Here is a 26465-nt window from a genome sequence, read left to right on the forward strand (position 1 = left end):
ATTTTTTACTGGCCTGAGGTGAGCATAAGAAGTTACTGATGCGGGAACATGGCGTGCCGCTGCGATTCGTGATCGCATTCATGGTTTTAATTTGACCAATCAGGTCTACTTTTGATAGCAAATATGGACAAGTTAAGACGTAATCCACGCCATAACGGGCGAGCAGAGGTCTACAGGTGATCTACAAATCTATTGCCGACAGATTGCGGCTACGGCTCAATTCGTCGGACTACAACATTGGCAGCCCGTTACCCGGCGAAAAAGCGCTGGCAAAGGAGTTTGGCGTAGCCCGGATGACCATCCGCAAGGCATTGGATCTGCTGGTAAGCTGGGGGCTGGTTGAACGTCGACACGGCAGCGGGACGTTCGTGGCGCGCAAAGACGTTCATCATGAAACGACTAACCTGACCGGGCTGGTGGAGGTACTGCGCCAGCAGGGGAAAGAAGTGCAGAGCAAGGTGTTGCAGTTTGAAGTGATGCCCGCGCCGCCCGCCATCGCCAGCCAGTTGCGGATTCAGGTTGATGAGCGGATCTATTTTTCAAGGCGGGTACGTTACGTGGACGGAAAACCGCTGATGCTGGAGGACAGCTTTATGCCGGTGAAGCTGTTCCGCAATCTTTCCCTGGCGCATCTCGAAGGGTCTAAGTTTGATTACATCGAGAAGGAGTGCGGGATCACCATTAGCGGCAACTACGAGAGCCTGACGCCAGTGCTGGCAGATAAACAGCTGGCCGGTTATATGAATCTGCCGGAACAGACGCCGCTGCTGCGCATCACCTCTCTTTCCTACAGCGACAGCGGCGAGTTCCTCAACTATTCCGTGATGTTCCGGAACACCAGCGATTACCAGGTGGACTACCATCTGCGGCGTATCCACCCGGTAGACTTATTAGCCCATCCCCCAGAACAGCACCGCCAGTAGTTGCGGGGTGATAATGCGCAAAAACATCACCAGCGGATAGACCGTGGCGTAGGACAACGCCGCCGCGCCGCTGGTGGCGTGCAGGTTATTGGCGAACGCCAGCGCGGGCGGATCGGTCATGGAACCGGCCAGCATGCCGCACAGCGTGAGATAATTCATTTTAGCGAACATACGCGCCAGTAATCCGACCGTTATCAGCGGGATGGCGGTAATGAATATGCCGTAGCCTACCCAGCTCATCCCTTCGCCGTTCACCAGAGTATCGACAAAATCGCCGCCGGATTTCAGCCCCACCACCGCCAGAAACAGCACGATGCCCAACTCCCGCAGCGCCAGGTTAGCGCTCGGCGGCATAAACCAGTAGAGCTTACCGATGGAGCCGATACGCCCGAGGATCAGCGCCATAATGAGCGGCCCGCCTGCCAGCCCCAGCTTCAGTGCTACCGGGAAGCCGGGCACGTACAGGGGGATGGAGCCAAGCATGACGCCAAGCCCGACGCCGATAAAGACCGGCAGCATCTGCACCTGCTGGAGTTTTTGCTGGGCGTTGCCCACCATGTTCGCTACGGCATCAATAGATGAAGGACGCCCGACGAGGTTGAGAATATCACCGAATTGCAGGCTGGCATCCTGGCTGGCCACCAGCTCGACACCGGCGCGGTTAAGCCGGGAGATCACCACGTCATAACGCTCTTTAACCTGCAAATCGCGTATTTTCTTGCCCAGGACCTTCTCATTGGTCACTACCACGCGCTCCACGCGCATGTCCGTTCCACGGGTTGAGAGCGAGGTATCCACCTCCTGACCAATCACCAGCCGGGCATTGTTTAAATCCGCCGGTTGCCCTACCAGATGCAGGAGATCGCCGTGTTGAATGAGGGTGTCAGGTGAAGGCACCATCAGCGTGTCGTCACGTTTCAGGCGTGAACAGATAATGGTCGCACTGTTCAGAATGGGAACATCCTGTATCGCCATATTATTCAGGTTAGGGTTTTCGACGCGAATGTTGATGGTTTTAATGAGCGCATGGCCGTTGGTCAGCGTGCTTTCATGCTCTTTCGCCTCCTGCTCGACGTTAATGCGGAACAGCACGCGCACCAGCCACATGGAGAGCAAAATACCGCAAATGCCAAACGGATAGGCCATGGCGTAGCTCATCCCCATCTGATCGACGACATCAGCAGGGATACCCAGATCGCGCAGAATTTGCTGGCCCGCCCCGAGCGCGGGCGTATTGGTTACGGCGCCGGAGAAGATGCCCAGCACGACGGGCAGCGGAATAGCGAAGAGTTTGTGCAGAATGGCGGTGACCAGCCCACCCATCACGACGATGCCGAAGGCAAAGAGATTAAGGCGTAAACCGGAGACGCGCAGCGAAGCGAAGAAGCCCGGCCCCACCTGAATACCGATGGTATACACAAAGAGGATCAGGCCGAACTCCTGGATGAAATGCAGCATATCGGCGCTGAGCACCCACCCAAGCTGGTCGGCAAAATGGCCGACAAAAATCCCGCCGAAAAGCACTCCGCCAATCCCAAACCCGACGCCGCGGATTTTGATATTCCCCAGCCATAGCCCCACTACCGCGACAAGGGCCAACACGCTGACGGTTAACGCGATATCACTCATGTTCCACATCCTGTGCATAACCTTAGTTATATCAAGGATTCTCTCAGAGCTGGCGGCGGTTGTATGGGCGATGGCGCACAAAAAAGCCCTGCCGGGGCAGGGCCTTGTGCGGTCTGTGAGCGTTGTCGGGTGGCGGCTGCGCCTTACCCGACCTACATTTTCGGCGGGTTTGTTAACTGTTTAACGCCGGCCTGTCGCTAATGGCGATGCGCTGCGGCGCGATAGCTTCCGGCACGTTACGGGTGAGGTCAATATTCAGCAGCCCGTTAGTGAACGTCGCGCCAGAAACTTCCATATGGTCTGCCAGGGTAAAGCTCAGGCTAAACGGCTGAGTGACAAGCCCCTGATGCAACCATTTGGTCTCGGTGTCTGGTTTTTCCGGTGACCCTTTAACGGTCAGGCGCGTACCCTCAAGCTGGATGTCGAGATCTTCCTGACGGAACCCGGCCAGCGCAAGCGTGATGCGGTAGTGGTTATCATCGCTTTTTTCGATGTTGTACGGCGGAAACGTCTGCTGTTCGGTTGCGCTTTGCAGCGCGTTAGCCAGTTTGTCAAAACCGATCCACTGACGCAGCAGGGGGGAAAAATCATAGTTACGCATACTAAATCTCCTTCTGAGAAGCGAGTTCGGCACAGTTTATTTTTGTGCGCAGTTGTACCTGCAAACCCTTACGGATTCGCATATGCTCCCTTTACGGCAAGCAATTTCAGGTGGGCCGCAGCCGCGACCCGCTTAATTAATTGATTTCGATACGACGCGGTTTTTTCTCTTCCGGAATCACACGTTCCAGCTCAATAAACAGCAGGCCGTTCACCAGGTTCGCGCCCTTGACGTGGATGTTCTCAGCCAGCTGGAACTTGCGTTCAAAGTTGCGCTCTGCGATGCCCTGGTAGAGGTAGGTTCGTTCTTTCTGCTCGCCCGCATGGGAGCCTTTCACCACCAGCAGATTGTCCTGCGCGGTGATCTCCAGTTCGCTCTCTGCGAAACCGGCGACAGCAATCGCAATGCGATAGTGGTTTTCGTCAACCAATTCAACGTTGTAAGGAGGATAGCCGTTGCTCTGGCTCTGGTTGTTTTCTAAGTGGTTGAACAGACGATCAAAACCAATGGCAGAACGGTATAGCGGAGAGAGATCGAAATTACGCATAGATAAAAACTCCTGGAATCAGCGAGAAAATGTAGCCTTCCACCATGGACAGGCTTCTGCTTCCCCGAACACCCATCAGGCGTGTCCGTTATCGGGTTACATTCTTAAAATGGGTCTGGATACGGCCTTTTCAAGCCTGTTGATGTGAGATTTTTTTGCACTTTGCTGGTTGTCGCATAGACTCAGGGGCACAGCACAAAGGGTTAAATTGCGATGGCGACCACAGTGCGGGAGTTTTGAGCTATCCATTTTGGACGCGCCTCGCTATAACCCTGAGTTGCAGGTCAATGCCGTGCTACTAATGATGACTGAGTGATGATGAGAAATGTTCTGATTAAGCTGGCGACGTTCAGCGGGGTTGTTTTACTTTGCGGGTGTTCGAGCGTGATGTCGCACACCGGCGGTAAAGAAGGAACATATCCGGGGACGCGCGCCAGTGCCGCCATGATCTCTGATGATGAGACAAACTGGGGTACCAAATCTCTGGCGATTCTTGATATGCCGTTTACGGCGGTTGCCGATACGCTTCTGCTGCCGTGGGATATGTTCCGCACCGACAGCTCAGTGCGTTCGCGCGTTGAGAAAAGCGAGCAGGAGACGCTGGCGACTAACTCCGTCATCCCGCCCGCAGAGATGACCCCGCGCTAATTCTGTGCGGTTTCCGTTAGCCACAGCTGGCGGAAACCGTCCTTCTCTTCCATCCACGCAACAAAACGTCCGTCCGGGGAAAACACCACAGCGTCAGCAGACGGCGGATTGCCGTGATCGGACGTCAAAAACGTCACCTCTCCGGTCTGCGCATCGCAGCAGGCAATGCGGCCTGCAAGCACAAATCCCAGCCCGTTGCCGGAAGGATGCCAGTTAAAGGCAGACTGAATATCGCTCTCAGCGTGGGTCAACTGACGCGGCTCACCGCCTTCAGGGGAGATAAGCCACAGCTGCACAATGCCGTTATCGTCCCGCATTAAAAACGCAATCTGCGTCCCCTGTGGATTGCTGCGCACCCAGTGGCGCGGCACGTTCACCAGCCCCGGATACGCCTTCTGATGGGTGAAGGTAAGGCGGCGTTGCATGACGCCCGCAGGCGGCGCGGGCATTGTATCCGGCGTCCCCTGCAACGGCGCATCGCCCGCCCGTTTCCAGCCCTGCTCGTCCTTGGGAAGGTCCACAATAAACAGTTCGGGCACTTTCTCGCCTTTCGCAGACACCGTATCGCCGATAAACGCCAGCCTGTCGTTGTCCACCCAGCCCTCTTCATAGGCGCGGTTGATCTCATCGCTGCCCGGTTGCGGGTTCGGCGTTGTCCGGCTTACCAGCACGCTCCAGAAGGTGCCAGCATATTCCCGCGGATGGTTCCCCTGTGGATTTACCGGACCAAAAGGCGCCGCCACCCCGACGTTACGCAAATCCAGCTGCGGATCGCGCGCGTGCAGTACATGGTCGTTGTAGGTAAAGCTGACGAACTGCCCGTTCGGGCTAAAAACGTGAACGTGGCTGCCGCCACGCAGCGCCCCCGCCGTGTAAGGCGCGGTGATATCCATCGCATCAAGATTGCTCACCTGGCCGTTGTGCGCAATCACTCCCTGACGATGGTGAAAATCATACTGCCAGTCTGCATCCGGGTTTCTCGGGCCGTGGATAAAAACATATTTGTCCTGCGCCGGATGAACGGTCACCACGCCGACATGCGCGCCGTCAGTCGCACGGTAGATCACCTCAACCTCGCCCGTAATGACATTGACCCGCTCAATGGTATTACCGGTAAACGACGCGCCGGACGGGCGGACATCATAGACAAGCCACTGGCTGTCTGGCGTCCAGATGTTGATGTTGGTGAGCTGGTGGTTGCGGGAAGCGAAGGTGATTTGTTTCATGAAAATACCCTGATGCGCGGTTATCGCATCAGGGTAAAACATCCGAAGGGATTAGCCTACTCGTTTCACGTCACCTACCAGCAGGATGTAGGAGAGCGCGCCGATCAGCGCCACGGCAGAGATATACACCAGAGCCGGACCAAAGCCGTAGTCCTGCGCCAGGTAACCGATGACCAGCGGCACGGTGATCCCGCCCAGGCCGCCAACGAAGTTAAACACGCCACCGGTCAGGCCAATCAGCCGCATCGGTGCCAGGGACGACACCAGCGACCAGGTGATGGAGGCAAAACCGTTCCCGAAGAACGCTACCGCCATCAGGGTCATGATCCACACTGGATCGTTGGTGTAGTTCGCTCCCATGATGCAGGTAGAGATCAGCAGTCCGCAGATAATCGGCGTTTTACGCGCAACGCCCAGTGAGAAGCCTTTTTTAACCAGCTTATCCGCCAGCCAGCCCGAGAGCAGCACGCCGAAAAACGCCGCAAGGAAGGGAACGGTGGTCATAAAGCCCGCCTTCAGCGCGGTTATCCCTTTTTCCTGGGTCAGATAGTTCGGGAACCAGGTGAGGAAGAACCACAGCGTGGAGGTCACCGCGAACTGGCCCAGATATACGCCCACCAGCTTACGGTGGAAGACCAGCTTCCAGTCCGCTCTGGTCAGCGGCTGGCGCGCCTCTTTTTTCACTGGCGCATCGCCATCCACCAGACCGCCGCCGTCGCGGATGTAGTCCAGTTCGGCTTTGGTGATACTTTTGGTCAGACGCGGCGGCTGATAGACCTTAAACCAGATTAACGACCAGATAATGCCGATCCCGCCGGTGACGATGAACACCCAGTGCCAGCTCAGCAGCTCCTGGATCCAGATTAACAGCGGCGTCAGAAACGCCAGACCAACAAACTGCCCGGAGGTGTAAAAACCAACAGCGGAAGCACGTTCGTGTTCAGGGAACCAGCTGGTCACCATGCGGTTGTTGGTCGGGAACGCGGGCGCTTCAAACACCCCGGTGATGGCGCGCAGGCCTATCAGCGACATCAGCCCGGTGGCGAAGCCCTGGAACAGGGTCGCCACGGACCAGCCCAAAATAGCGATAAAGTAGGTCAGACGTGACCCCACGCGGTCAAGGAACCAGCCGCCGGGGATCTGGCAGAGCGTATACAGCCAGGCAAACGCCGAGAAGACGTAGCCCATTTCCGCTTTGGTGATGCCAAACTCTTCCTGAATATGGGCCGAGGCCACAGCAAGGTTGGCGCGGTCTACATAGCAAATGACCACGGTAATAAAGATCATGATCAGCGTCAGGTAACGACGACGCCCGGTTTTTGCAGCAGTAACTGGAATATCCATCGCAATCTGTCTCCAGATTTTGGGCATAGCGAAGCCGCTCACCATGCCCTGTAATTTACAGAGGGTTATATTTTTTCTATGTACGTTTTTTTTGCCCGGTGGCGCTTCGCTTACCGGGCCTACGAGAGAGTAGGCCGGATAAGCGTAGCGCCATCCGGCGATTTACCACTCGGCTACGGAACCGTCTTCAAGACGCCACAGTGGGTTACGCCAGTCCGGCGCACTTTTACTCAGCTCAATGACTTTGGCTTCGTCGATCTCCACGCCAAGGCCCGGCTTCGTTAACGGTTTAAAGAAACCGCCTTCCATGCTGAAGTCTTCCTTGTTTTTCACAAAGTCGAGCAGCTCCGCGCCCTTGTTATAGTGAATGCCCATGCTTTGTTCCTGGAACACTGCATTACGGGAGACGAAGTCCACATGCAGACAGGCTGCCAGCGCAATCGGCCCAAGCGGACAGTGCGGCGCCAGCGCCACATCGTAGGCTTCTGCCATGCCGGCAATTTTGTAGCATTCGGTGATGCCACCCGCGTGGGAGAGGTCCGGTTGCAGGATCGCAATGCCGCCCGCTTCCAGCACGCGCTTAAACTCGAAGCGCGAGAACATACGCTCCCCCGCCGCGATGGGAATGTGCGTCTGTTCAGCCAGTTTAGGATAGTATTCCGCCTGCTCGGCCAGAACAGGCTCTTCAATAAACAGCGGGCGATACGGCTCCAGCTCTTTAATCAGCACTTTGGCCATTGGCGCGCTGACGCGGCCGTGGAAATCCAGGCCAAACTCAATCTCGTTGCCGAAAGCCTCGCGGATTTGCGCCACGGTGTTCACCGCCCGGTCTACCGCGCGCGAGTTGTCGATAACGCCCATCTCTTCGCAGCCGTTGAGTTTGAAGGTGTCAAAACCGATGTTGCGCAGCTGCCGGATACCGTCGATCACTTCCGCAGGGCGGTCACCGCCCACCCAGCTGTAGGCTTTGATTTTGTCTCGCACCAGGCCGCCCATTAATTGCCAGACCGGGGCATTCAGAACTTTGCCTTTGATATCCCACAGCGCCTGATCGATACCGGCGATGGCGCTCATCAGAATCGGCCCCCCGCGGTAGAAGCCCGCGCGGTACATCACCTGCCACAGGTCGTTGATGCGTGCCGGATCCTGGCCAATCAGGTATTCGCCCAGCTCGTGAACCGCGGCTTCAACGGTACGCGCACGGCCTTCAATCACCGGCTCGCCCCAGCCAACCACGCCTTCGTCGGTTTCGATTTTCAGGAACATCCAACGCGGGGGTAAACGGTACGTGGTAAGTTTGGTTATTTTCATTGCACTGCCTCTCGATACGCTTTCACAAATGCTGCCGCCTGCTGTGCGGTACGCTCAACGGGCTGTCCGGCGCGATAGAGATCGCTGCCCAGCCCCGCGCCCGCACAACCTGCTTTTATCCACTGCACCAGGTTTTCCGGCGTGACGCCGCCCACGGCAAAGACCGGCACGCTGGCGGGTAAGACCGCTTTCAGCGCTTTGATGTAATCCGGACCAAAGGCCGACGACGGGAAAATTTTGAGAGACTGTGCGCCCGCATTGAGGGCGGCAAAGGCTTCTGTGGCCGTGGCGCAACCCGGGCATACGGTCATGCCGTAATCCACCGCCCGGCGGATCACCTCGGGGTTGATATTCGGTGTGACGATAAGCTTGCAGCCCATCTTCGCCAGCTCATCCACCTGCTCCGGCTGTAATACGGTACCAGCACCAATCAGCGCCTTATCACCGAACGCCTTAACAACTGCCGGAATGCTTTTTTCCCATTCCGGGGAGTTGAGCGGGATTTCCACCGCGTCGAACCCGGCGTCGATCACCGCGCCAACGTGCGCTAAGGCCTCACCGGGCGTGATACCGCGCAAAATCGCGATAAGGGGAAGATCAGTTTGCCACTGCATGAGCGATGCTCCTTATGCCTGCCTGAAATGCCGTGTCGCCTTCCACCGCAGCAACATCCCGTCCGATAGCGTGGAACGCCTGGCGGTAACGAAACGTCAGCGATGAACCCGCGACGAGCGTGATGGCCTGCTGCCCGGCGAACCCGTCGCTCAGGGCGGCGACTTCGGCGCCAATCAGCAGGCCGGACAGAAATTCGCTGACCTGCTCGCGCGGAAGATTTCCCAGCACGTGCGAGGCGCGAACCTCAAAAAGTTGCGGCAAAACAGCAGGGGATGCGATCCCGCGCTCAAGCCCGGCGGCAAACGCTTCCGGCGAAGGGGTTTGCTCCGGCAAACCGGCCCCCACCAGCGAATGCTTAAGCAGCAAGTGGTGCAGTTCGCCGGTCATCACCGTGCGGAAATCATGAATTTGCTCAGCATCCGCCTGGACCCATTTGCAGTGCGTCCCGGGCATGACGTAGACAGAAGAAGGAGAAAGGGTGCGCGCCCCGAGCAGCTGCGTCTCTTCGCCGCGCATCACGTTATGGTTATCGTCGCGAGAGACGCATAAACCGGGAATAATCCAGACATTGTCGCCAACAGACGTTAACTGATCGCCAATGGCGGTGAAATGCACCGGAACCGACAGGTAAGGCGCAACCTTCCAGCCCACGTTACTGCCGACCATTCCGGCCATCACCACTGGCGTAGTACCGTCGCGCCAGTTTTGTGTCACCTCTGCTAACACCGCTTCGGGGGATTTACCGTTCAGGCGCGTCACACCTGCTTCTGAATGCCTGCTTTCCAGACACTGCTCACCCTGGTAGAGCCAGGCGCGCAGATTGGTCGATCCCCAGTCAATTGCGATGTAGCGTGATGTCATGTGATTTCCTTCAACCTTCGAGTCGAGCTGGCGATCATGGTCAGCGCCGCCTGCTCTGCCGCATCGCCGTCCTGATGCCGTATCGCATCGAACAGCGCTTTATGTTCCTGAAGCGTTTTCGGCATGTTGGCCTCATCGCCCATCCAGGTACGTTCAAAAACTGCTCGCTGTAGCGAGCTGATCGCCACGCTAAGCTGTTGTAACACCGGGTTATGCACCGACTGCAATACCGCCTCGTGGTAGCGAATGTCCGCCTCGTTGAACGCCTCCCGATTCTGGTTATTGGCGATCATGTCGTTTAACGCCGACTCAATCTGTGCCAGGTCACCTGACGTTGCGCGCTCTGCCGCCCAGCGGGCGATGGCCGGTTCCACCAGATTTCGGACTTCGCTCATCGCGCCGATAAGCCGTGGGTCGTAGTCGTTTTCCAGTACCCATTGCAGAACATCGGTATCGAGGTAGTTCCACTGGTTACGCGGCGCAACAAACGCGCCGCGATAGCGCTTCATTTCAATCAGCCGCTTCGCCATCAGCGAGCGGAACACTTCCCGGATGATATTGCGCGAGGTTTCAAACTCCTCGCACAGTTCAGCCTCTGCTGGCAGCGGCGAACCGGGAACGTATTTGCCACCCACAATCTGAGTGCCCAGCGTGATGACAATGCGATCGGTTTTATTGAGTGTCATGGAGAGTCCTTGTGCTCTGTAAGTCCATCACTACTTTACCGCGACCGCTGAATTTCGCCTCACTTTTGCAGTACAAACGTGAGTCCTTTCGCCATTGCCGTGGTGACAATGTAGTACAATCAGTTAATGTTGTACTACAATCCAGATCACAAAAAGAACAATTCGATAAATTCAGCGCCAAAAAAAGCCCCGGTTGATAACCGAGGCTGATGATTACAGACAGCTGTTAGGACAGGACAAATTTCTCAATCGCATAAGCCACGCCGTCTTCCAGGTTAGATTTGGTGACGAAGTTCGCCACTTCTTTCACCGACGGGATCGCGTTATCCATCGCCACGCCCATGCCTGCATATTCGATCATCGCAATATCGTTTTCCTGGTCGCCCAGCGCCATAATCTCCTCAGGCTTGATGCCCAGCGCATCGGCAAGCGATTTGACACCCGTGCCTTTATTGACGCGTTTATCGAGGATTTCGAGGAAGTACGGCGCACTTTTCAGCACGGTGTATTTCTCTTTTACCTCAGCCGGAATGCGTGAGATGGCTTTGTCGAGAACCGCAGGTTCATCAATCATCATCACTTTCAGGAACTGGGTTGCCGGGTCCATGTTTTCCGCTTCGCAGAACACCAGTGGAATGGTTGCAACGTAGGACTCGTGCACCGTGTAGTAGCTGATATCGCGGTTGGCGGTGTAAAGCGTATTGCGATCGAGCGCGTGGAAGTGAGAGCCCACTTCGCGGGAGAGCTTTTCCAGGAAACGGTAGTCATCATAGCTCAGTGCAGTTTGCGCCACCGTGCTGCCATCGGCTGCCTTTTGCACCAGAGCGCCGTTATAGGTGATACAGTAATCGCCAGGCTGATTCATGTGCAGCTCTTTCAGGTAGCTGTGCACCCCGGCATACGGGCGTCCGGTGGTGAGCACCACGTTCACGCCTTTTTCGCGTGCGGCGGCGATCGCATTTTTAACGGCAGGAGAGATAGTGTGGTCTGGCAGCAGCAGCGTGCCGTCCATATCGATTGCAATGAGTTTGATAGCCATGAGGTCCCCGGGATAAATGAGTGCTATTTCATGCTAACGCGATTAAGCACACAAAAATAGAGCTACCTTGCGTAACAAAAAGCCCCTTTTATATTTATCCCGGGAACAAGAACTCACTGGCGGGTGAGAACGATTTTGCCAAACGCACCGCGATCCAGATGCTCAAGCGCCTGTTCCAGTTCGTCAAAACGGTAGCGATGTTCAATCACCGGTTTTAACTCCGTGACATCAACAGCACGGACAAAATCTTCCAGCGCCCGGCGGTGTCCAACCCCAATTCCCTGAATGACGGGGGATTTCAGCAGCAGCTCGCCAGCAGGCAGGGAAATGTCCGTTCCGGCCAGCACGCCAATAACGGAGATACGCCCGTGAACGGCTACCGCGCGAAGGGAATGTCTCAGGTTCTCCCCACCCACGGTTTCGATAATATGGTCGATGCCGCGATCCTGCGTCAGTGCCAGCGTATTTTCAGCCCAGTCGCCTTTCAGTCGGTTGATGCCCTGGCTGGCTCCCAGCTTTTTGGCTAGTGCCAGTTTTTCATCACTCCCCGACGTAACAATAACTTCTGCGCCGTGCGCTTTTGCTATCTGCAAAGCGAATAGCGCCACACCGCCCGTGCCTTGTACCAGCACCGATTGCCCGGCGCGTAAATGACCGCGCTCCACCAGCGCGAACCATGCGGTAAGCCCCGCGCAAGGAAGCGTGCTGGCCTCAGCGTCATCCAGGCTTTCCGGGGACGCCACCAGCGCGTTTTCACTCACAATCACATATTCGGCCAGCATGCCCTGGAAGTATCCACCGGACGTTTTATAGGGCAAATCGCGCGCGTCTGCCTGCGGCTTGCCGTCGATCCATTCCGGGAAGAAGGTTGAGATGACGCGTGCGCCGGGTTTGAAACGCGTAACGCCTTCGCCAATGCTGTCCACCACGCCTGCCATGTCAGATGCTGGGGTAAACGGGAAGGAAAGCGGAATCGGCATCGTGCCTTCAATCACCATTTTATCCCGGTAGTTGAGCGCAACGGCACTCACCCGCACGCGGATCTCACCCGGGCCGGGCTGTGGCACAGGCACCTGAACAAGCTGAAGGCTCTCGCGCCCAAGGGCGTTCATTGACCAGCGCTGCATTGTTTCTGTCATTTTTTCTCTCCTGCCATCAAATAAGCTTTAGGACTGACAGTCTACCGTTGACGCCTGGTCGCCAGTGGCGATAAGTTTTCCCATAATTGATGACGCAGTGGATACAATCCATGACCGATACGCTGAAGGATATACCTGTATTTGTGGCCGCCGTTGAGGCGGGAAGTTTTGCGCAGGCCGCCGTCCGTCTGCATTTGTCGCGCTCGGCGGTAGGAAAAAGCATTGCTCGTCTTGAAGAGCGGCTGGGCGTACGTCTTTTCCAGCGTACCACCCGCAGCCAGAGGCTGACCGACAACGGCGCTCTGTTTTATGAACGCTGCCTTCGCGCGCTGGAGGAGATTCGGGGCGCGGAGTCGCTGCTTGAAACAGGGAAGCAGCAGGTCAGCGGCCGCCTGCGCGTCGCCATGCCGGTTCTGTTTGGTCGCCAGTGCGTCGCGCCACTGCTGATAGAACTGACGCAGGAACATCCTGGGCTTGAGCTTGAAATGTCATTCAGCGACCGCGTGGTGGATCTGGTAGAGGAAGGCTTTGATATGGCGGTACGTAACGGCACGCTGCAGGACAGCAGCCTGCTGGTCGCCAGAAGGCTGGGCGAGCATCGCATGGTGCTGTGTGCCGCCCCGGATTACCTGATGAAGAACGGCCAGCCAGAAAACGTTGCTGATTTACCCCACCACACTGCCATTAACTATCTGCGATCAGGCAGAGTGCTGCCCTGGCAGCTAATGGATAGCGAAGGGAGATCGCACACCTTTACTCCCCGCTCATCGCTCAATATGGATGATTTACAGGCAATCTGCGACGCTGCGCTGGCCGGACACGGCCTTGCGTGGTTGCCCTGCTGGATGGCCCGCAGAGAAATACATCAGGGAAAACTCATCCCGCTTTTAAAGCAGGCACCGGACGTGCGCTTCGACGTTCATGCAGTCTGGCAGCAGACGCCGCATCTGCCGCTGAGGGTTAGAATAGCGATAGATACGCTGGCGAGCCGTTTACCGTCCGTGATGTCGCTGGATATGCCTGCGCCCATAAAAAAGCCGCGCTAAAAGCGCGGCCTGTTATCGTGCGGTATAACGACGATTAAATATCGATATTCGCCGCTTTCAGGGCGTTCTCTTCGATGAAGGCGCGACGTGGTTCAACCGCGTCACCCATCAGGGTAGTGAACAGCTGATCCGCTGCGATTGCATCTTTAACGGTGACGCGCAGCATGCGACGGCTTTCCGGATCCATGGTGGTTTCCCACAGCTGATCCGGGTTCATTTCGCCCAGGCCTTTATAACGCTGAATAGAGAGGCCACGACGGGACTCTTTCACCAGCCACTCCAGCGCCTGTTCGAAGCTGGCTACCGGCTGACGACGCTCGCCACGTTCGATGAACGCGTCGTCTTCGATCAGACCACGCAGCTTCTCGCCGAGGGTGCAGATACGGCGGTATTCCGGACCGGTAACAAACTCGTGCTCCAGCGGGTAGTCGGTATCGACGCCGTGGGTACGCACGCGAACAATCGGCTCGAACTGCTGCTCAGCGTTCTGCTGAACGTCAAACTTCCACTGGCTGCCGTGCTGCTCTTTCTCGTTCAGCTCGCTCACCAGGGTGTTCACCCAGCGGGTGACGGTCTGCTCGTTGCTCAGATCGGCTTCGGTCAGGGTCGGCTGATAAATCAGCTCTTTCAGCAGCGCTTTCGGATAGCGACGCTCCATACGGCCAATCATTTTCTGCGTCGCGTTGAACTCGGAGACCAGACGCTCCAGCGGTTCACCGGCCAGCGCTGGCGCGCTGGAGTTTGCGTGCAGGGTCGCACCATCAAGGGCGATCGCGATTTGGTACTGATCCATCGCCTCGTCATCTTTAATGTACTGTTCCTGCTTGCCTTTCTTCACTTTATACAGCGGCGGCTGGGCAATGTAGACGTGGCCGCGCTCAACGATTTCCGGCATCTGACGATAGAAGAAGGTCAACAGCAGCGTACGAATGTGCGAGCCGTCGACGTCCGCATCGGTCATGATGATGATGCTGTGATAGCGCAGTTTGTCCGGGTTGTACTCGTCGCGACCGATGCCGCAGCCGAGCGCGGTGATGAGCGTCGCCACTTCCTGAGAAGAGAGCATCTTGTCGAAGCGCGCTTTCTCAACGTTAAGGATTTTACCCTTCAGCGGCAGAATCGCCTGGTTCTTGCGGTTACGGCCCTGCTTTGCAGAACCGCCCGCGGAGTCCCCTTCCACGAGGTACAGTTCAGACAGCGCCGGATCGCGTTCCTGGCAGTCAGCCAGTTTGCCCGGCAGGCCTGCCAGGTCCAGCGCGCCTTTACGGCGGGTCATTTCACGGGCTTTACGCGCCGCTTCACGGGCACGCGCCGCATCGATAATTTTACCCACCACGATTTTCGCGTCGGACGGGTTTTCCAGCAGGTATTCGCTCAGCAGTTCGTTCATCTGCTGTTCAACCGCCGATTTCACCTCAGAAGAGACCAGCTTGTCTTTGGTCTGTGAGGAGAATTTCGGATCCGGCACCTTCACGGAGACCACGGCAATCAGGCCTTCACGGGCATCGTCGCCGGTGGCGCTGACTTTCGCTTTTTTGCTGTAGCCTTCTTTGTCCATGTAGGCGTTCAGGGTACGGGTCATCGCCGCGCGGAAGCCCGCAAGGTGCGTACCACCGTCGCGCTGTGGAATGTTGTTGGTAAAGCAGTAGATGTTTTCCTGGAAACCATCGTTCCACTGCAGTGCCACTTCCACGCCGATACCGTCTTTTTCAGTAGAGAAGTAGAAGATATTCGGGTGAATTGGCGTTTTGTTCTTGTTCAGATACTCAACGAACGCCTTGATACCGCCTTCGTAGTGGAAGTGGTCTTCTTTGTTGTCGCGTTTGTCGCGCAGTCGAATCGACACGCCGGAGTTCAGGAACGACAGTTCACGCAGGCGTTTCGCCAGGATCTCGTACTCGAATTCGGTGACGTTGGTGAAGGTTTCAAGGCTCGGCCAGAAACGCACCATGGTACCGGTTTTGTCGGTATCACCGGTAACGGCCAGCGGTGCCTGCGGCACACCATGGGTGTAAATCTGGCGGTGAATTTTGCCTTCGCGCTGGATAACCAGCTCCAGCTTCTGCGACAGGGCGTTTACTACGGATACGCCTACGCCGTGCAGACCGCCGGAAACTTTATAGGAGTTATCATCGAACTTACCGCCTGCGTGCAGAACGGTCATGATCACTTCCGCAGCAGATACGCCCTCTTCCGGGTGAATACCGGTTGGGATGCCACGACCATCATCGGTAACGGACACGGAGTTGTCCGCATGGATCGTGACCACGATGTCTTTACAGTGACCCGCGAGCGCTTCGTCGATAGCGTTATCTACCACCTCGAATACCATGTGGTGCAGACCGGTGCCGTCATCCGTGTCGCCGATATACATACCCGGGCGCTTACGCACCGCATCCAGTCCTTTCAGGACTTTGATACTGGAGGAGTCATAAGAATTCGACATCAACGTTTCTCGCTCATTTCAACTTGGGTTAATCCGTTATTTTACCCTTTTCCACGGTAAACATCTTCGAATTTTCGTCCGACATGTCCATAACGTGTTCAGCGCTAATGGCGCTGACGAAAACCTGCGACTGCGTGGCTTTTAAGCGGCTGGCAAGTAGCCCGCGCCGCGCGTCGTCAAGTTCCGAGGCAAAATCATCTATCAGGTACAGGCAGCGTCGCCCACTTTCGCGGGTGAGGAACTCCCCCTGCGCCAGGCGCAGCGCGCACATCAGGAGCTTCAGCTGCCCGCGCGACAGCGTGTCTTCCACCGGCGCACCGTCGGCACGAATGCGGAAATCCGCCTTGTGCGGGCCGTGCGCGGTGTAGGTCAACATGCGATCGCGCTCGAAGCTTCTCTCTAACACCTCGGCATAATCCGTCTCTTTTTCCCAGCCACGCTGGAAAGAGAAGGTGAGAGAGAACTCGGGTAAAAACTGTTTGCAGGTATCGGCCATGTCTTCGGCGATACCTGCGCTGTATTCGGCACGCCAGCGGCTGATTTGTTCCGCAAGAGGAATTAATTCCATGTCCCACGGACGCAGCTGGGCGTAGCGCGTGACCTGGCGCAATGCGGCGTTACGCTGTTTAAGCAGACGCTTCAGATTGCTCCAGGCGTTAAAGAAACCGGCTTCATTGTGAAAGCATCCCCAGTCGAGGAACGCTCTTCTGTATTTGGGGCCGCCGTTGAGTAAAGTAAACCCCTCCGGCGTAATCAGCTGCATCGGCATCAGCAGTGCCAGCTCCGCCACCTTGTGGCCGTCGGTGCCGTCGATGCGCACCTTGCTGTCGCCCTGCTTGTCTTTGGTCAGGCCGATGGCAGTTTCCCGCTCGGCACCCTGTAAGCGCCCATGCAGCACAAACGCATCCTGCTCGTGGCGAATCACGCGACCAATCTGCAAACTGCGAAACGCCCGGCCATGACCGAGCGTATAGATGGCTTCCAGCACGCTGGTTTTGCCGCTGCCGTTCGCGCCAACCAGGAAATTAAAGCCAGGGGATAAAGCGAGATCCGCGCTCTCGATGTTGCGAAAGTCGCGGATCAACAGACGGGTGAGCGACATTACAGTCTCATTGGCATGACAACATAAGCAGCCGACTGTGATGCGGCATCTTCAATCTGTACGCTCGAAACGGAGTCAGTCAGCAGGATGCGAACGTTCTCGCATTTCAGTGCATTCAGCACATCCAGCACATAGCTGACGTTGAAGCCGATTTCCATCTCAGCCCCGGCGTAGGTGACGTCCAGAATCTCTTCTGCCTCTTCCTGCTCCGGGTTGTTGGCGGTGATTTTGATCTGGTTTTCACTCACGTACAGACGTACGCCGCGGAATTTCTCGTTGGAGAGAATAGCGGCGCGCGCGAACGCCTGCTTGAGGATGTCGCAACCTGCCTCCAGCGTTTTGTCCGGGTTCTTCGGCAATACGCGGCGATAATCCGGGAAACGTCCGTCTACCAGCTTCGATGTGAAGACAAAATCGCCCACGTGGGCACGAATATTGTTGCTACCGATCTGCACGCGCAGCGGGGTGTCGCCGCCGTCGAGCATACGCATCAGTTCAATTACGCCTTTACGCGGTACGATCACCGAATGGTTTGGCAGTGAATCGCCAATCGGCATGGAACAGACCGCCAGACGGTGACCGTCTGTAGCCACGGTACGCAGCTCTTCACCTTCGGTTTCGAACAGCATGCCGTTTAAGTAGTAACGAACGTCCTGATGCGCCATGGAGAACTGCGTGGCTTCAATCAGACGCTTCATCGTCGCCTGCGGCAGGGTAAATTCAACTTCGCTCTGCCAGTCATCCAGGTTCGGGAAGTCCGCAGCGGGCAGCGTGGAGAGGGAGAAACGGCTGCGGCCAGAGCGCACCAGCATGCGGTCGCCCTCCAGCTGCACGGCGATTTCAGCGCCTTCCGGCAACCCACGGCAAATATCAAAGAATTTACGTGCCGGAACCGTGGTCGCGCCCGCGTCGTGCGGCTGAGTCAGCGTAACGCGCGCGATCATTTCCATTTCCAGATCTGTGCCGGTCAGCGACAGCGTACCGTCAGCGACCTGAAGCAGCAGGTTTCCAAGAATAGGCAGCGTAGGGCGGCCGCCTAATGGGCCACTCACCTGTTGCAGCGGTTTTAATAAATGTTCACGTTCAACGGTAAATTTCATAGCGTCACGATGATAATGTTCTGATTAAATTGGAAAAATCTTCTTTTATGTCGTGGCTTTCTTCGCGTAACTGCTCAATCTTGCGACAGGCGTGCAGCACGGTCGTATGGTCACGGCCACCAAACGCATCACCGATTTCCGGCAGGCTGTGGTTGGTGAGCTCTTTTGCCAGCGCCATCGCCATCTGACGCGGACGCGCCACCGAGCGGGAACGACGTTTAGACAGTAAATCTGCCACTTTGATCTTGTAGTACTCAGCCACCGTCTTCTGAATATTGTCGATGGTGACCAGTTTTTCCTGCAATGCCAACAAATCGCGCAGCGCTTCACGCACAAAATCGATGGTGATCGCACGACCGGTAAAATTGGCGTTGGCGATAACGCGGTTCAGTGCCCCTTCCAGCTCACGAACGTTGGAACGCAGGCGCTTGGCAATAAAGAACGCCACTTCACCCGGCAGGCGAATGTCGTTCTCGTCGGCTTTTTTCATCAGGATCGCGACGCGGGTTTCCAGCTCCGGCGGCTCGATCGCCACGGTCAGGCCCCAGCCGAAGCGGGATTTGAGACGATCTTCAACGCCGTTGATCTCTTTTGGATAACGATCCGAGGTCAAAATGATCTGCTGATTGCCTTCCAGCAGGGCGTTAAAGGTGTGGAAAAACTCTTCCTGCGATCGTTCTTTATTGGCAAAGAACTGGATGTCATCGATCAGCAGCGCATCAACGGAACGGTAGTAGCGTTTAAACTCTTCGATCGCATTGTTTTGCAGGGCTTTTACCATGTCCTGAACGAAGCGTTCGGAGTGCATATACACTACTTTGGCATTGGGCTTACGCGCCATAATGCCGTTGCCCACCGCATGCAGCAGGTGCGTTTTACCGAGACCCGTGCCGCCATAAAGGAACAGCGGGTTGTAAGCACCACCGGGATTATCGGCAACCTGACGGGCCGCCGCGCGCGCCAGCTGGTTCGACTTACCTTCAACGAAGTTATCGAACGTGTGTTTCACGTTAACATTAGAGCGGTAGGTAGGCTCAGCGGGGGCCGGAACGTTATCCCAGCCCTGACGAGCCGGTGCAACGCGAGGCGCTGGAGCGGGCGCCGCCTGTGCAGGGGCTGCCACATTGACAACTTCACGAACGGTTTGGGTGACCGGCTTTGTGCCCACTTCAAAACGCAGCTGTGGGGCATCTGACCCGCAGAAATCGTTCAGCAGTCCATTGATGTTATTAAGGTATTTATCCCTTACCCAATCGAGCACGAAACGGTTTGGCGCGTACAAAGCCAGCGTGTTATCGCTCAGTTCCGCCTGCAATGGGCGGATCCACATACTGAATTCTGTGGCTGGTAACTCATCCTGCAATCGGGCAAGACACTGCTGCCAAAGCGAAAGTGACACGGCGGACTCCACTCGAACAATAAAAGAAAACTATTGAATATTCATGATTGTTGGCGCACATCGACATGACCCCATCAGGGTGATGTGCGAACCGCTATCTGCGGTTATACACGCTATCGTTGATACAGCCTGAACGATGTTGTGTTTATGTCCGGCCAGGATCGCTGGATCCCGATCAGGACCGCGGATCATAGCCTAAACTGAGCCAGAGATCTTCTGTTTCTCACAGATTCTTCCCGATTTATCCACAGGAAGATCCGGAATCGGGTAAGTGTAAACGATCCTGACGCGAGTGCCTCGCGATTTAGGCCGCATATTGGAAAATTTAATGAGCACAGACAATTTTGGGCTTAAATGATCTAACGAAGATCCAGGAGGATCCTTGCGCTTTGTTGGCGAGCCCGTATAATCCTCGACCCGGCGCGTGATGCTCATCTTCCTGCGTCGTTCGTTGCTCATTTTCCACGCGAAATCGTGCGGAAATACGCAGGGATTTAAGGAAAGAGAATTGACTCCGGAGTGTACAATTATTACAATCCGGCCTCTTTAATCACCCACGCTGAGGCGTTAGTCGTTCGAATCTCGTTCGGGTATACGCAAAAGTCAGTGAATTTATTCAAGTTTAGGTAGAAATCGCCATGAAACGCACTTTTCAACCGTCTGTACTGAAGCGCAACCGTTCTCACGGCTTCCGTGCTCGTATGGCTACTAAAAATGGTCGTCAGGTTCTGGCACGTCGTCGTGCTAAAGGCCGCGCTCGTCTGACCGTTTCCAAGTAATAAAGCTAACCCCTGAGTGGTTAAGCTCGCATTTCCCAGGGAGTTACGTTTGTTAACTCCCACTCATTTCACTTTCGTCTTCCAGCAGCCACTACGGGCTGGCACGCCGCAAATCACCATCCTCGGCCGCCAAAATTCGCTGGGGCATCCCCGCATCGGTCTCACAGTCGCCAAGAAAAACGTTAAGCGTGCGCATGAACGCAACCGGATTAAACGTCTGACGCGTGAAAGCTTCCGTTTACGTCAGCACGAACTGCCTTCAATGGATTTCGTGGTGGTGGCTAAAAAAGGGGTTGCCGACCTCGATAACCGTGCTCTCTCGGAAGCGTTGGAAAAATTATGGCGCCGCCACTGTCGCCTGGCTCGCGGGTCCTGATAGCCCTCATTCGGGTCTATCAACGCCTGATTAGTCCGCTACTCGGGCCACATTGCCGTTTCACGCCAACATGCTCAAGCTACGGAATTGAGGCATTGCGCAGGTTTGGAGTGATAAAAGGCAGTTGGTTGACGGTGAAACGCGTATTAAAATGCCACCCTTTACACCCAGGTGGAGACGACCCCGTCCCTCCAGGACCTTTTGATACCAGAGAACACTAACGATGGATTCGCAACGCAATCTTCTTATCATCGCTTTGTTGTTCGTGTCTTTCATGATCTGGCAGGCATGGGAGCAGGATAAAAATCCTCAACCCCAGCAGCAGACCACGCAGACCACGACCACCGCAGCGGGTAGCGCCGCCGACCAGGGCGTACCGGCCAGTGGCCAGGGGAAACAGATTACGGTTAAGACCGATGTGCTTGAGCTGACTATCAACACCCGTGGTGGTGATGTTGAGCAGGCGCTGCTGTTGACCTACCCGAAAGAGCTGAAGTCTACCGAACCGTTCCAGTTACTGGAAACCACGCCTGAGTTTATCTACCAGGCACAGAGCGGCCTGACCGGTCGTGATGGCCCGGATAACCCGGCGAACGGTGCGCGTCCACTGTATAACGTCGAGAATGACACCTTTGTGCTGGCTGATGGTCAGAACGAACTGGTTATTCCGATGACCTACACCGACGCGGCAGGCAACACCTTCACCAAAACCTTCACCCTGAAACGCGGTGAATATGCGGTGAACGTGGGCTACAGCGTACAGAACACCGGTGCGAAACCGCTGGAAATCTCTACCTTTGGTCAGCTGAAGCAGTCCATCAATCTGCCGTCTCACCGTGACACCGGAAGCAGCAACTTTGCGCTGCATACCTTCCGTGGCGCGGCTTACTCCACGCCAGATACCAAGTACGAGAAATACAAATTCGACACCATTGCCGATAACGAAAACCTGAACGTCAGCTCTAAAGGCGGTTGGGTCGCAATGCTGCAACAGTATTTCGCGACGGCGTGGGTACCGAATAACGACGGTACGAACAACTTCTACACCGCGAACCTCGGCAACGGTATTGCAGCCATCGGCTACAAATCTCAGCCGGTTCTGGTGCAGCCGGGTCAAACCGGTAAGCTGGCAAGCACCCTGTGGGTCGGCCCGGAAATCCAGGACAAAATGGCTGCCGTTGCGCCGCACCTGGATCTGACCGTTGATTACGGTTGGTTGTGGTTCATCTCTCAGCCGCTGTTTAAGCTGCTGAAGTTCATCCACAGCTTCCTGGGTAACTGGGGCTTCTCCATCATCGTTATCACCTTTATCGTTCGTGGCATCATGTACCCGCTGACTAAAGCGCAGTACACCTCCATGGCGAAGATGCGTATGCTACAGCCGAAGATTCAGGCTATGCGTGAGCGTCTGGGCGATGACAAACAGCGTCAGAGCCAGGAGATGATGGCCCTGTATAAAGCAGAAAAAGTGAACCCACTGGGTGGTTGCTTCCCGCTGCTGATTCAGATGCCAATCTTCCTTGCGCTGTACTACATGCTGATGGGTTCCGTTGAGCTGCGCCACGCGCCGTTCGCCCTGTGGATCCATGACCTGTCCGCACAGGACCCGTACTACATCCTGCCGATCCTGATGGGCGTGACGATGTTCTTCATCCAGAAGATGTCTCCGACCACCGTGACTGACCCGATGCAGCAGAAGATCATGACCTTTATGCCGGTCATCTTCACCGTGTTCTTCCTGTGGTTCCCGTCAGGTCTGGTGCTGTACTATATCGTCAGCAACCTGGTGACCATCATCCAGCAGCAGCTGATTTACCGTGGTCTGGAAAAACGTGGCCTGCATAGCCGCGAAAAGAAAAAGTCCTGATTCGGTAACTTAACGCTAAAATAAGGGCGGTCGATTGACCGCCTTTTTTATTTGTATTGAACGAGAGCAACCATGAGCCATAACGACACTATCGTCGCCCAGGCAACCCCACCGGGACGCGGTGGTGTAGGCATTCTGCGCATCTCCGGCCTGAAGGCGCGTGAGGTGGCCGAAGCGGTGCTGGGTAAACTGCCAAAGCCGCGCTACGCTGATTATCTGCCATTTAAAGATGCCGACGGCACCTCGCTGGACCAGGGCATTGCGCTGTGGTTCCCCGGCCCAAACTCTTTTACCGGCGAAGACGTGCTGGAGCTTCAGGGTCACGGCGGCCCGGTGATCCTCGACCTGCTGTTAAAACGTATTCTGACCCTGCCTGGCCTGCGCATTGCGAAGCCGGGTGAGTTCTCCGAGCGTGCCTTCCTGAACGATAAGCTCGACCTGGCGCAGGCCGAAGCGATTGCCGACCTGATCGACGCCAGTTCCGAACAGGCAGCCCGCTCCGCGCTGAACTCGTTGCAGGGGGCATTTTCCGCACGCGTGAATCACCTTGTGGAAGCACTTACTCACCTGCGAATCTATGTTGAAGCGGCTATCGACTTCCCGGACGAGGAGATTGACTTCCTTTCTGACGGCAAAATCGAAGCCCAGCTCAACCAGGTGATGAACGATCTGGATGCCGTTCGCGCCGAAGCGCGCCAGGGCAGCCTGCTGCGTGAGGGCATGAAGGTGGTCATTGCTGGTCGCCCCAACGCCGGGAAATCAAGCCTGCTGAACGCCCTGGCGGGCCGTGAAGCGGCGATCGTGACCGACATAGCCGGTACCACCCGCGACGTCCTGCGCGAGCATATCCATATCGACGGCATGCCGCTGCACATCATCGATACCGCTGGCCTTCGCGATGCGAGCGATGAAGTCGAGCGTATCGGTATCGAACGCGCCTGGCAGGAGATCGAGCAGGCCGACCGCGTGCTGTTTATGGTGGACGGAACCACAACCGACGCCGTTGACCCGGCAGAAATCTGGCCAGACTTTATCGCCCGTCTCCCGGCCAAACTGCCGATCACCGTGGTGCGCAATAAGGCCGACGTTACCGGCGAAACGCTGGGCATCAGCGATGTGAATGGTCACTCACTTATTCGCCTGTCGGCCCGTACCGGGGAAGGCGTGGAAGCCCTGCGTAACCATCTCAAACAGAGCATGGGCTTCGACACCAGTATGGAGGGCGGCTTCTTGGCCCGTCGTCGTCACTTGCAGGCGCTGGAAGAGGCGGCTCGCCACCTTGAGCAGGGCAAAGCCCAGCTGATCGGCGCTTGGGCCGGCGAGCTGCTGGCGGAGGAACTGCGTCTGGCGCAGCAGAACCTGAGCGAGATCACCGGGGAGTTTACGTCGGACGATCTGCTTGGACGAATTTTCTCAAGCTTCTGTATTGGTAAGTAATTCCCGATAGAACATGGTGATTTCCTCCAGGGAAATCACCATTGTCCCAATGGCAACTCGCTTAATCCCCCCATGCCCCCTATCCTGCTTGCCTGCACCTATGGGGGATTTATGGCTCGTTTTCTGTTTTGTAGTTTCGCATTAGTTCTGCTGTATCCGTCCGGTATTGATATGTATCTGGTGGGGCTACCGCATATTGCACGCGATCTGGGTGCCAGCGAGGCGCAACTGCACATCGCGTTTTCGGCCTACCTCGCGGGAATGGCGTCGTCGATGGTATTTGCCGGGAAAATCGCGGACAGAGCCGGCCGTCAACCCGTCGCCATTACGGGGGCGGTTATCTTTACGCTGGCATCGGTACTGTGTTCAATGGCTCAGGAAAGCACAATGTTCCTGTCAGGGCGCTTTATCCAGGGCATTGGCGCGGGCGGCTGTTACGTGGTGGCGTTTGCCATTCTGCGCGATACCTTGAGCGCCCAGCGCCGCGCCAGGGTGCTGTCGATGCTGAACGGCATTACCTGCATCATCCCGGTGCTGGCACCGGTTGTAGGCTACCTGATCATGCTGAAATTTCCGTGGCAGAGCCTTTTCTGGACCATGGCCACAATGGGCGCCATCGTCTTTATACTGTCCGTAACGGTGTTGAAAGAGACCCATCCCGGTTCGCAGCAGACGCACCACGCTGCTACCATTCATCCGGCTGAAAAGCTTCTGAATCGCTTTTTCCTGAGCCGCCTGGCCATCATCACGCTCAGCGTGGCGGTGATCCTCACATATGTAAACGTTTCCCCGGTGTTACTGATGGAGACGATAGGCTTCGATCGCGGTGAGTATTCGACGGTGATGGCGCTCAATGCGATGGTCAGCATGGCGGTTTCATTCTCGATGCCCTTTGCGCTCAATATCTTCCGCCAGCGCACGCTGATGCTCGCTTCACAGACGCTGTTTCTCGCCGCAGGCGTAATTCTGGCGACCGCCACCTCACATGCGCTGATGCTGGTGGGTATGACCCTGATCTGCGCCGGATTCTCCGGCGGCTTCGGCGTGGCGATGAGTCAGGCGCTTGGCCCGTTCTCACTGCGGGCAGGCGTGGCAAGCTCGGTGCTGGGCATTGCGCAGGTCTGCGGTTCGTCGCTGTGGATTTGGCTGGCGGCGGTGATCGGCCTTAACGCGCTGAATATGCTGATCGGGGTTCTGATTGGCTGTAGCATACTCTGCATTACCTTACTTATGGTCATCCAGCCCGCGGCGCACTATGAAGAAGCCCATCAGCAGTCTCGATCTTAATCTTTTACTTTGCCTGCAGTTGTTGTTGCAGGAGCGCAGCGTCACCAAAGCCGCGAAGCGAATGAACGTGACGCCGTCCGCGGTGAGTAAATCGCTGGCGAAGCTGCGCGACTGGTTCGACGATCCGCTGTTTGTGAAAACGCCTTTAGGGCTACTGCCCACGCCGCTAACGGTGAGTCTGGAACAGGATCTGGCCGACTGGATGCAGATTGGCAATCAGATCGTCGATAAATTCCACCATAGCTCTCCAGGCGGGCTCAAGTTTGTGCTCGCCGCCGAAACGCCGCTGATGCTGATTCGCTTCAACACCCTGCTGGAGCAGGTGAATGAGCGCTACCCACAGGCGACGGTGAAGTTGCGCCAGTGGGATTATGATTCGCTGGACGCCATTACGCGCGGGGAGGTCGATCTCGGTTTTACCGGCCGCGAAACGCACCCGCGCTCCCGCGAGCTGCTAAAGCTGATGCCGTGGTTTATTGACTACGAAATCCTGTTCAGCGACCGTCCGTGCGTCTATCTGCGAGAAGATCATCCGGCACTTCACGAAGCGTGGAACCTTGAGACGTTTCTGCGCTACCCGCATATCAGCATCTTCTGGGAGCGCAGCGATACCTGGGCGCTTGATGAAGTGCTAAAAGAGATGGGCCGGGAGCGCAACGTCGCCATGAGCCTGCCCGGCTTTGAACAGTCGATGTTTATGGCGGCTCAGCCGGACCACAACTACATTGCCACTGCGCCCTACTACTGCCATCACTACAATCAACTCCACCAGCGTAATCTGGTCTGCCTTCCCATTCCCATCGATGAGGCGCAGGCAGAAAAGCTGACCGTACCCTTCACGCTAATCTGGCATAAGCGGAACAGCCATAATCCGAAAATTATCTGGCTGCGCGAAACTATAAAAGCCCTGTATACCGCGCCAGGTCAGGTTTTTGCCTAAGATAATGTAAAGTTCGGTCCTCAGGCTTCTCTTATTTCTATTTACTGATTAAAACAGAAGCTGAGTTAAGCGATAATCATGTAACCGTTTAACCGACTACGACCATTATCAGGGAGC

General features: G+C 56.2%; 25 protein-coding genes and 1 other annotated feature. Of the genes, 10 read left to right on the forward strand and 15 right to left on the reverse strand.

Features of this window, described 5'->3' with window-relative positions; all coding sequences use genetic code 11:
- Positions 1-176: 176 nt before the first annotated feature.
- Positions 177-923, forward strand: a complete 747-nt coding sequence (locus tag ACOT1A_RS10290; RefSeq protein ID WP_276169976.1) for a GntR family transcriptional regulator — start codon at positions 177-179, stop codon at positions 921-923.
- Here ACOT1A_RS10290 and ACOT1A_RS10295 read toward each other — a convergent pair.
- The 3 genes from ACOT1A_RS10295 to ibpA form a co-directional block, all read right to left on the reverse strand.
- Positions 891-2552, reverse strand: a complete 1662-nt coding sequence (locus tag ACOT1A_RS10295) for a putative transporter (protein ID WP_022646540.1) — start codon at positions 2550-2552, stop codon at positions 891-893. The genes ACOT1A_RS10290 and ACOT1A_RS10295 overlap by 33 nt on opposite strands.
- Positions 2553-2724: 172 nt before the next feature.
- On the reverse strand, positions 2725-3153 hold the full coding sequence (gene ibpB / locus ACOT1A_RS10300; protein ID WP_022646539.1) for a small heat shock chaperone IbpB: 429 nt from the start codon (positions 3151-3153) through the stop codon (positions 2725-2727).
- A 136-nt stretch (positions 3154-3289) separates the two neighbouring features.
- Positions 3290-3700, reverse strand: coding sequence for a small heat shock chaperone IbpA (ibpA, locus tag ACOT1A_RS10305; protein WP_003861094.1), 411 nt, complete (start codon positions 3698-3700; stop codon positions 3290-3292).
- Positions 3694-3768, reverse strand: a sequence feature (ROSE (Repression Of Heat Shock gene Expression) occurs in the 5'-region of heat shock genes and acts as an RNA thermometer to modulate expression.). (Overlaps the previous gene by 7 nt.)
- Positions 3769-4015: 247 nt before the next feature.
- Here ibpA and ACOT1A_RS10310 point away from each other — a divergent pair.
- On the forward strand, positions 4016-4348 hold the full coding sequence (locus ACOT1A_RS10310; protein ID WP_032622035.1) for a YceK/YidQ family lipoprotein: 333 nt from the start codon (positions 4016-4018) through the stop codon (positions 4346-4348).
- On the opposite strand, the gene ACOT1A_RS10315 is transcribed toward ACOT1A_RS10310, so the two are convergent.
- The 8 genes from ACOT1A_RS10315 to ACOT1A_RS10350 all read right to left on the reverse strand — a co-directional run bounded on the left by ACOT1A_RS10315 (position 4345) and on the right by ACOT1A_RS10350 (position 12569).
- On the reverse strand, positions 4345-5574 hold the full coding sequence (locus tag ACOT1A_RS10315) for a DUF3748 domain-containing protein (RefSeq protein WP_211356988.1): 1230 nt from the start codon (positions 5572-5574) through the stop codon (positions 4345-4347). The two genes, ACOT1A_RS10310 and ACOT1A_RS10315, sit on opposite strands and share 4 nt — an antisense overlap.
- Positions 5575-5625: 51 nt before the next feature.
- Positions 5626-6963 carry an MFS transporter gene (locus ACOT1A_RS10320; RefSeq protein WP_161496779.1) on the reverse strand — a complete coding sequence of 446 codons (1338 nt, stop codon included), beginning with the start codon at positions 6961-6963 and terminating at the stop codon, positions 5626-5628.
- Positions 6964-7080: 117 nt separating this feature from the next.
- A complete protein-coding gene (dgoD, locus tag ACOT1A_RS10325; protein WP_017694024.1) occupies positions 7081-8229 on the reverse strand; it encodes a galactonate dehydratase in 1149 nt (382 codons plus the stop codon).
- Positions 8226-8843 carry a 2-dehydro-3-deoxy-6-phosphogalactonate aldolase gene (locus tag ACOT1A_RS10330; protein ID WP_063841676.1) on the reverse strand — a complete coding sequence of 206 codons (618 nt, stop codon included), beginning with the start codon at positions 8841-8843 and terminating at the stop codon, positions 8226-8228. The genes dgoD and ACOT1A_RS10330 overlap by 4 nt, the downstream gene beginning before the upstream one ends.
- Positions 8827-9705 (reverse strand): 2-dehydro-3-deoxygalactonokinase, encoded by an 879-nt coding sequence (locus ACOT1A_RS10335; protein ID WP_276169975.1) that lies wholly within the window; start codon positions 9703-9705, stop codon positions 8827-8829. Before ACOT1A_RS10335 ends, ACOT1A_RS10330 begins: the two co-directional genes overlap by 17 nt.
- On the reverse strand, positions 9702-10391 hold the full coding sequence (gene dgoR / locus ACOT1A_RS10340; protein ID WP_003861109.1) for a D-galactonate utilization transcriptional regulator DgoR: 690 nt from the start codon (positions 10389-10391) through the stop codon (positions 9702-9704). The genes ACOT1A_RS10335 and dgoR overlap by 4 nt, the downstream gene beginning before the upstream one ends.
- 226 nt (positions 10392-10617) lie before the next feature.
- The gene (gene yidA / locus ACOT1A_RS10345) at positions 10618-11430 is read right to left on the reverse strand and encodes a sugar-phosphatase (RefSeq protein ID WP_023305134.1); all 813 of its coding nucleotides are present in this window, start codon (positions 11428-11430) and stop codon (positions 10618-10620) included.
- 113 nt (positions 11431-11543) lie between these two features.
- Entirely contained in the window at positions 11544-12569 is a 1026-nt protein-coding gene (locus ACOT1A_RS10350; RefSeq protein WP_180256976.1) for a zinc-dependent alcohol dehydrogenase family protein, read from the reverse strand.
- Between the two features lie 110 nt (positions 12570-12679).
- Here ACOT1A_RS10350 and ACOT1A_RS10355 point away from each other — a divergent pair, with 110 nt between their 5' ends.
- Positions 12680-13615, forward strand: coding sequence for a LysR family transcriptional regulator (locus ACOT1A_RS10355; protein WP_063148996.1), 936 nt, complete (start codon positions 12680-12682; stop codon positions 13613-13615).
- A 34-nt stretch (positions 13616-13649) separates the two neighbouring features.
- Here the strand turns inward: ACOT1A_RS10355 and gyrB are convergent, their stop codons facing one another.
- Genes gyrB through dnaA form a run of 4 tightly spaced genes read right to left on the reverse strand, consistent with a single transcriptional unit; the run spans position 13650 to position 19662 of the window.
- Complete coding sequence (gene gyrB / locus ACOT1A_RS10360; protein ID WP_023305131.1) at positions 13650-16061, reverse strand: DNA topoisomerase (ATP-hydrolyzing) subunit B; 2412 nt, start codon at positions 16059-16061, stop codon at positions 13650-13652.
- Positions 16062-16089: 28 nt separating this feature from the next.
- Entirely contained in the window at positions 16090-17163 is a 1074-nt protein-coding gene (gene recF / locus ACOT1A_RS10365) for a DNA replication/repair protein RecF (RefSeq protein WP_022646527.1), read from the reverse strand.
- Entirely contained in the window at positions 17163-18263 is a 1101-nt protein-coding gene (gene dnaN, locus ACOT1A_RS10370; RefSeq protein WP_003861122.1) for a DNA polymerase III subunit beta, read from the reverse strand. The genes recF and dnaN overlap by 1 nt, the downstream gene beginning before the upstream one ends.
- 4 nt (positions 18264-18267) lie before the next feature.
- On the reverse strand, positions 18268-19662 hold the full coding sequence (dnaA, locus tag ACOT1A_RS10375; RefSeq protein ID WP_003861124.1) for a chromosomal replication initiator protein DnaA: 1395 nt from the start codon (positions 19660-19662) through the stop codon (positions 18268-18270).
- 638 nt (positions 19663-20300) lie between these two features.
- Here dnaA and rpmH point away from each other — a divergent pair.
- The 7 genes from rpmH to yidZ all read left to right on the forward strand — a co-directional run bounded on the left by rpmH (position 20301) and on the right by yidZ (position 26348).
- Positions 20301-20441: a 50S ribosomal protein L34 gene (rpmH, locus tag ACOT1A_RS10380; protein WP_000831330.1), complete on the forward strand. Its 141-nt coding sequence runs from the start codon at positions 20301-20303 to the stop codon at positions 20439-20441.
- A 16-nt stretch (positions 20442-20457) separates the two neighbouring features.
- Positions 20458-20817: a ribonuclease P protein component gene (rnpA, locus tag ACOT1A_RS10385; RefSeq protein ID WP_006808764.1), complete on the forward strand. Its 360-nt coding sequence runs from the start codon at positions 20458-20460 to the stop codon at positions 20815-20817.
- Positions 20781-21038 carry a membrane protein insertion efficiency factor YidD gene (gene yidD / locus ACOT1A_RS10390; RefSeq protein WP_001307474.1) on the forward strand — a complete coding sequence of 86 codons (258 nt, stop codon included), beginning with the start codon at positions 20781-20783 and terminating at the stop codon, positions 21036-21038. Before rnpA ends, yidD begins: the two co-directional genes overlap by 37 nt.
- A gap of 2 nt (positions 21039-21040) precedes the next feature.
- Positions 21041-22684, forward strand: coding sequence for a membrane protein insertase YidC (yidC, locus tag ACOT1A_RS10395; RefSeq protein WP_023298949.1), 1644 nt, complete (start codon positions 21041-21043; stop codon positions 22682-22684).
- Positions 22685-22756: 72 nt separating this feature from the next.
- Entirely contained in the window at positions 22757-24121 is a 1365-nt protein-coding gene (gene mnmE / locus ACOT1A_RS10400; RefSeq protein ID WP_022649885.1) for a tRNA uridine-5-carboxymethylaminomethyl(34) synthesis GTPase MnmE, read from the forward strand.
- A 111-nt stretch (positions 24122-24232) separates the two neighbouring features.
- A complete protein-coding gene (locus tag ACOT1A_RS10405) occupies positions 24233-25408 on the forward strand; it encodes an MFS transporter (protein WP_032622027.1) in 1176 nt (391 codons plus the stop codon).
- Positions 25377-26348 (forward strand): HTH-type transcriptional regulator YidZ, encoded by a 972-nt coding sequence (yidZ, locus tag ACOT1A_RS10410; RefSeq protein WP_022649883.1) that lies wholly within the window; start codon positions 25377-25379, stop codon positions 26346-26348. The genes ACOT1A_RS10405 and yidZ overlap by 32 nt, the downstream gene beginning before the upstream one ends.
- Positions 26349-26465 lie beyond the last annotated feature (117 nt).

The sequence above is a fragment of the Enterobacter cloacae complex sp. SYL003 genome (genome assembly GCF_049236925.1).
Classification (GTDB): domain Bacteria; phylum Pseudomonadota; class Gammaproteobacteria; order Enterobacterales; family Enterobacteriaceae; genus Enterobacter; species Enterobacter intestinihominis.

What these genes read in the sequence shown, in the direction of transcription:
- yidA (WP_023305134.1), bottom strand. Translation starts at nt 11,430, where the DNA reads ATGGCTATCAAACTCATTGCAATCGATATGGACGGCACGCTGCTGCTG.
- dnaN (WP_003861122.1), bottom strand. Translation starts at nt 18,263, where the DNA reads ATGAAATTTACCGTTGAACGTGAACATTTATTAAAACCGCTGCAACAG.
- dgoR (WP_003861109.1), bottom strand. Translation starts at nt 10,391, where the DNA reads ATGACACTCAATAAAACCGATCGCATTGTCATCACGCTGGGCACTCAG.
- yidC (WP_023298949.1), top strand. Translation starts at nt 21,041, where the DNA reads ATGGATTCGCAACGCAATCTTCTTATCATCGCTTTGTTGTTCGTGTCT.
- yidZ (WP_022649883.1), top strand. Translation starts at nt 25,377, where the DNA reads ATGAAGAAGCCCATCAGCAGTCTCGATCTTAATCTTTTACTTTGCCTG.
- recF (WP_022646527.1), bottom strand. Translation starts at nt 17,163, where the DNA reads ATGTCGCTCACCCGTCTGTTGATCCGCGACTTTCGCAACATCGAGAGC.
- dgoD (WP_017694024.1), bottom strand. Translation starts at nt 8,229, where the DNA reads ATGAAAATAACCAAACTTACCACGTACCGTTTACCCCCGCGTTGGATG.
- ibpA (WP_003861094.1), bottom strand. Translation starts at nt 3,700, where the DNA reads ATGCGTAATTTCGATCTCTCTCCGCTATACCGTTCTGCCATTGGTTTT.
- mnmE (WP_022649885.1), top strand. Translation starts at nt 22,757, where the DNA reads ATGAGCCATAACGACACTATCGTCGCCCAGGCAACCCCACCGGGACGC.
- ACOT1A_RS10350 (WP_180256976.1), bottom strand. Translation starts at nt 12,569, where the DNA reads ATGACAGAAACAATGCAGCGCTGGTCAATGAACGCCCTTGGGCGCGAG.
- ACOT1A_RS10320 (WP_161496779.1), bottom strand. Translation starts at nt 6,963, where the DNA reads ATGGTGAGCGGCTTCGCTATGCCCAAAATCTGGAGACAGATTGCGATG.
- gyrB (WP_023305131.1), bottom strand. Translation starts at nt 16,061, where the DNA reads ATGTCGAATTCTTATGACTCCTCCAGTATCAAAGTCCTGAAAGGACTG.
- yidD (WP_001307474.1), top strand. Translation starts at nt 20,781, where the DNA reads ATGGCGCCGCCACTGTCGCCTGGCTCGCGGGTCCTGATAGCCCTCATT.
- ACOT1A_RS10315 (WP_211356988.1), bottom strand. Translation starts at nt 5,574, where the DNA reads ATGAAACAAATCACCTTCGCTTCCCGCAACCACCAGCTCACCAACATC.
- ACOT1A_RS10405 (WP_032622027.1), top strand. Translation starts at nt 24,233, where the DNA reads ATGGCTCGTTTTCTGTTTTGTAGTTTCGCATTAGTTCTGCTGTATCCG.
- ACOT1A_RS10355 (WP_063148996.1), top strand. Translation starts at nt 12,680, where the DNA reads ATGACCGATACGCTGAAGGATATACCTGTATTTGTGGCCGCCGTTGAG.
- ACOT1A_RS10310 (WP_032622035.1), top strand. Translation starts at nt 4,016, where the DNA reads ATGATGAGAAATGTTCTGATTAAGCTGGCGACGTTCAGCGGGGTTGTT.
- ibpB (WP_022646539.1), bottom strand. Translation starts at nt 3,153, where the DNA reads ATGCGTAACTATGATTTTTCCCCCCTGCTGCGTCAGTGGATCGGTTTT.
- ACOT1A_RS10330 (WP_063841676.1), bottom strand. Translation starts at nt 8,843, where the DNA reads ATGCAGTGGCAAACTGATCTTCCCCTTATCGCGATTTTGCGCGGTATC.
- rpmH (WP_000831330.1), top strand. Translation starts at nt 20,301, where the DNA reads ATGAAACGCACTTTTCAACCGTCTGTACTGAAGCGCAACCGTTCTCAC.
- ACOT1A_RS10335 (WP_276169975.1), bottom strand. Translation starts at nt 9,705, where the DNA reads ATGACATCACGCTACATCGCAATTGACTGGGGATCGACCAATCTGCGC.
- ACOT1A_RS10295 (WP_022646540.1), bottom strand. Translation starts at nt 2,552, where the DNA reads ATGAGTGATATCGCGTTAACCGTCAGCGTGTTGGCCCTTGTCGCGGTA.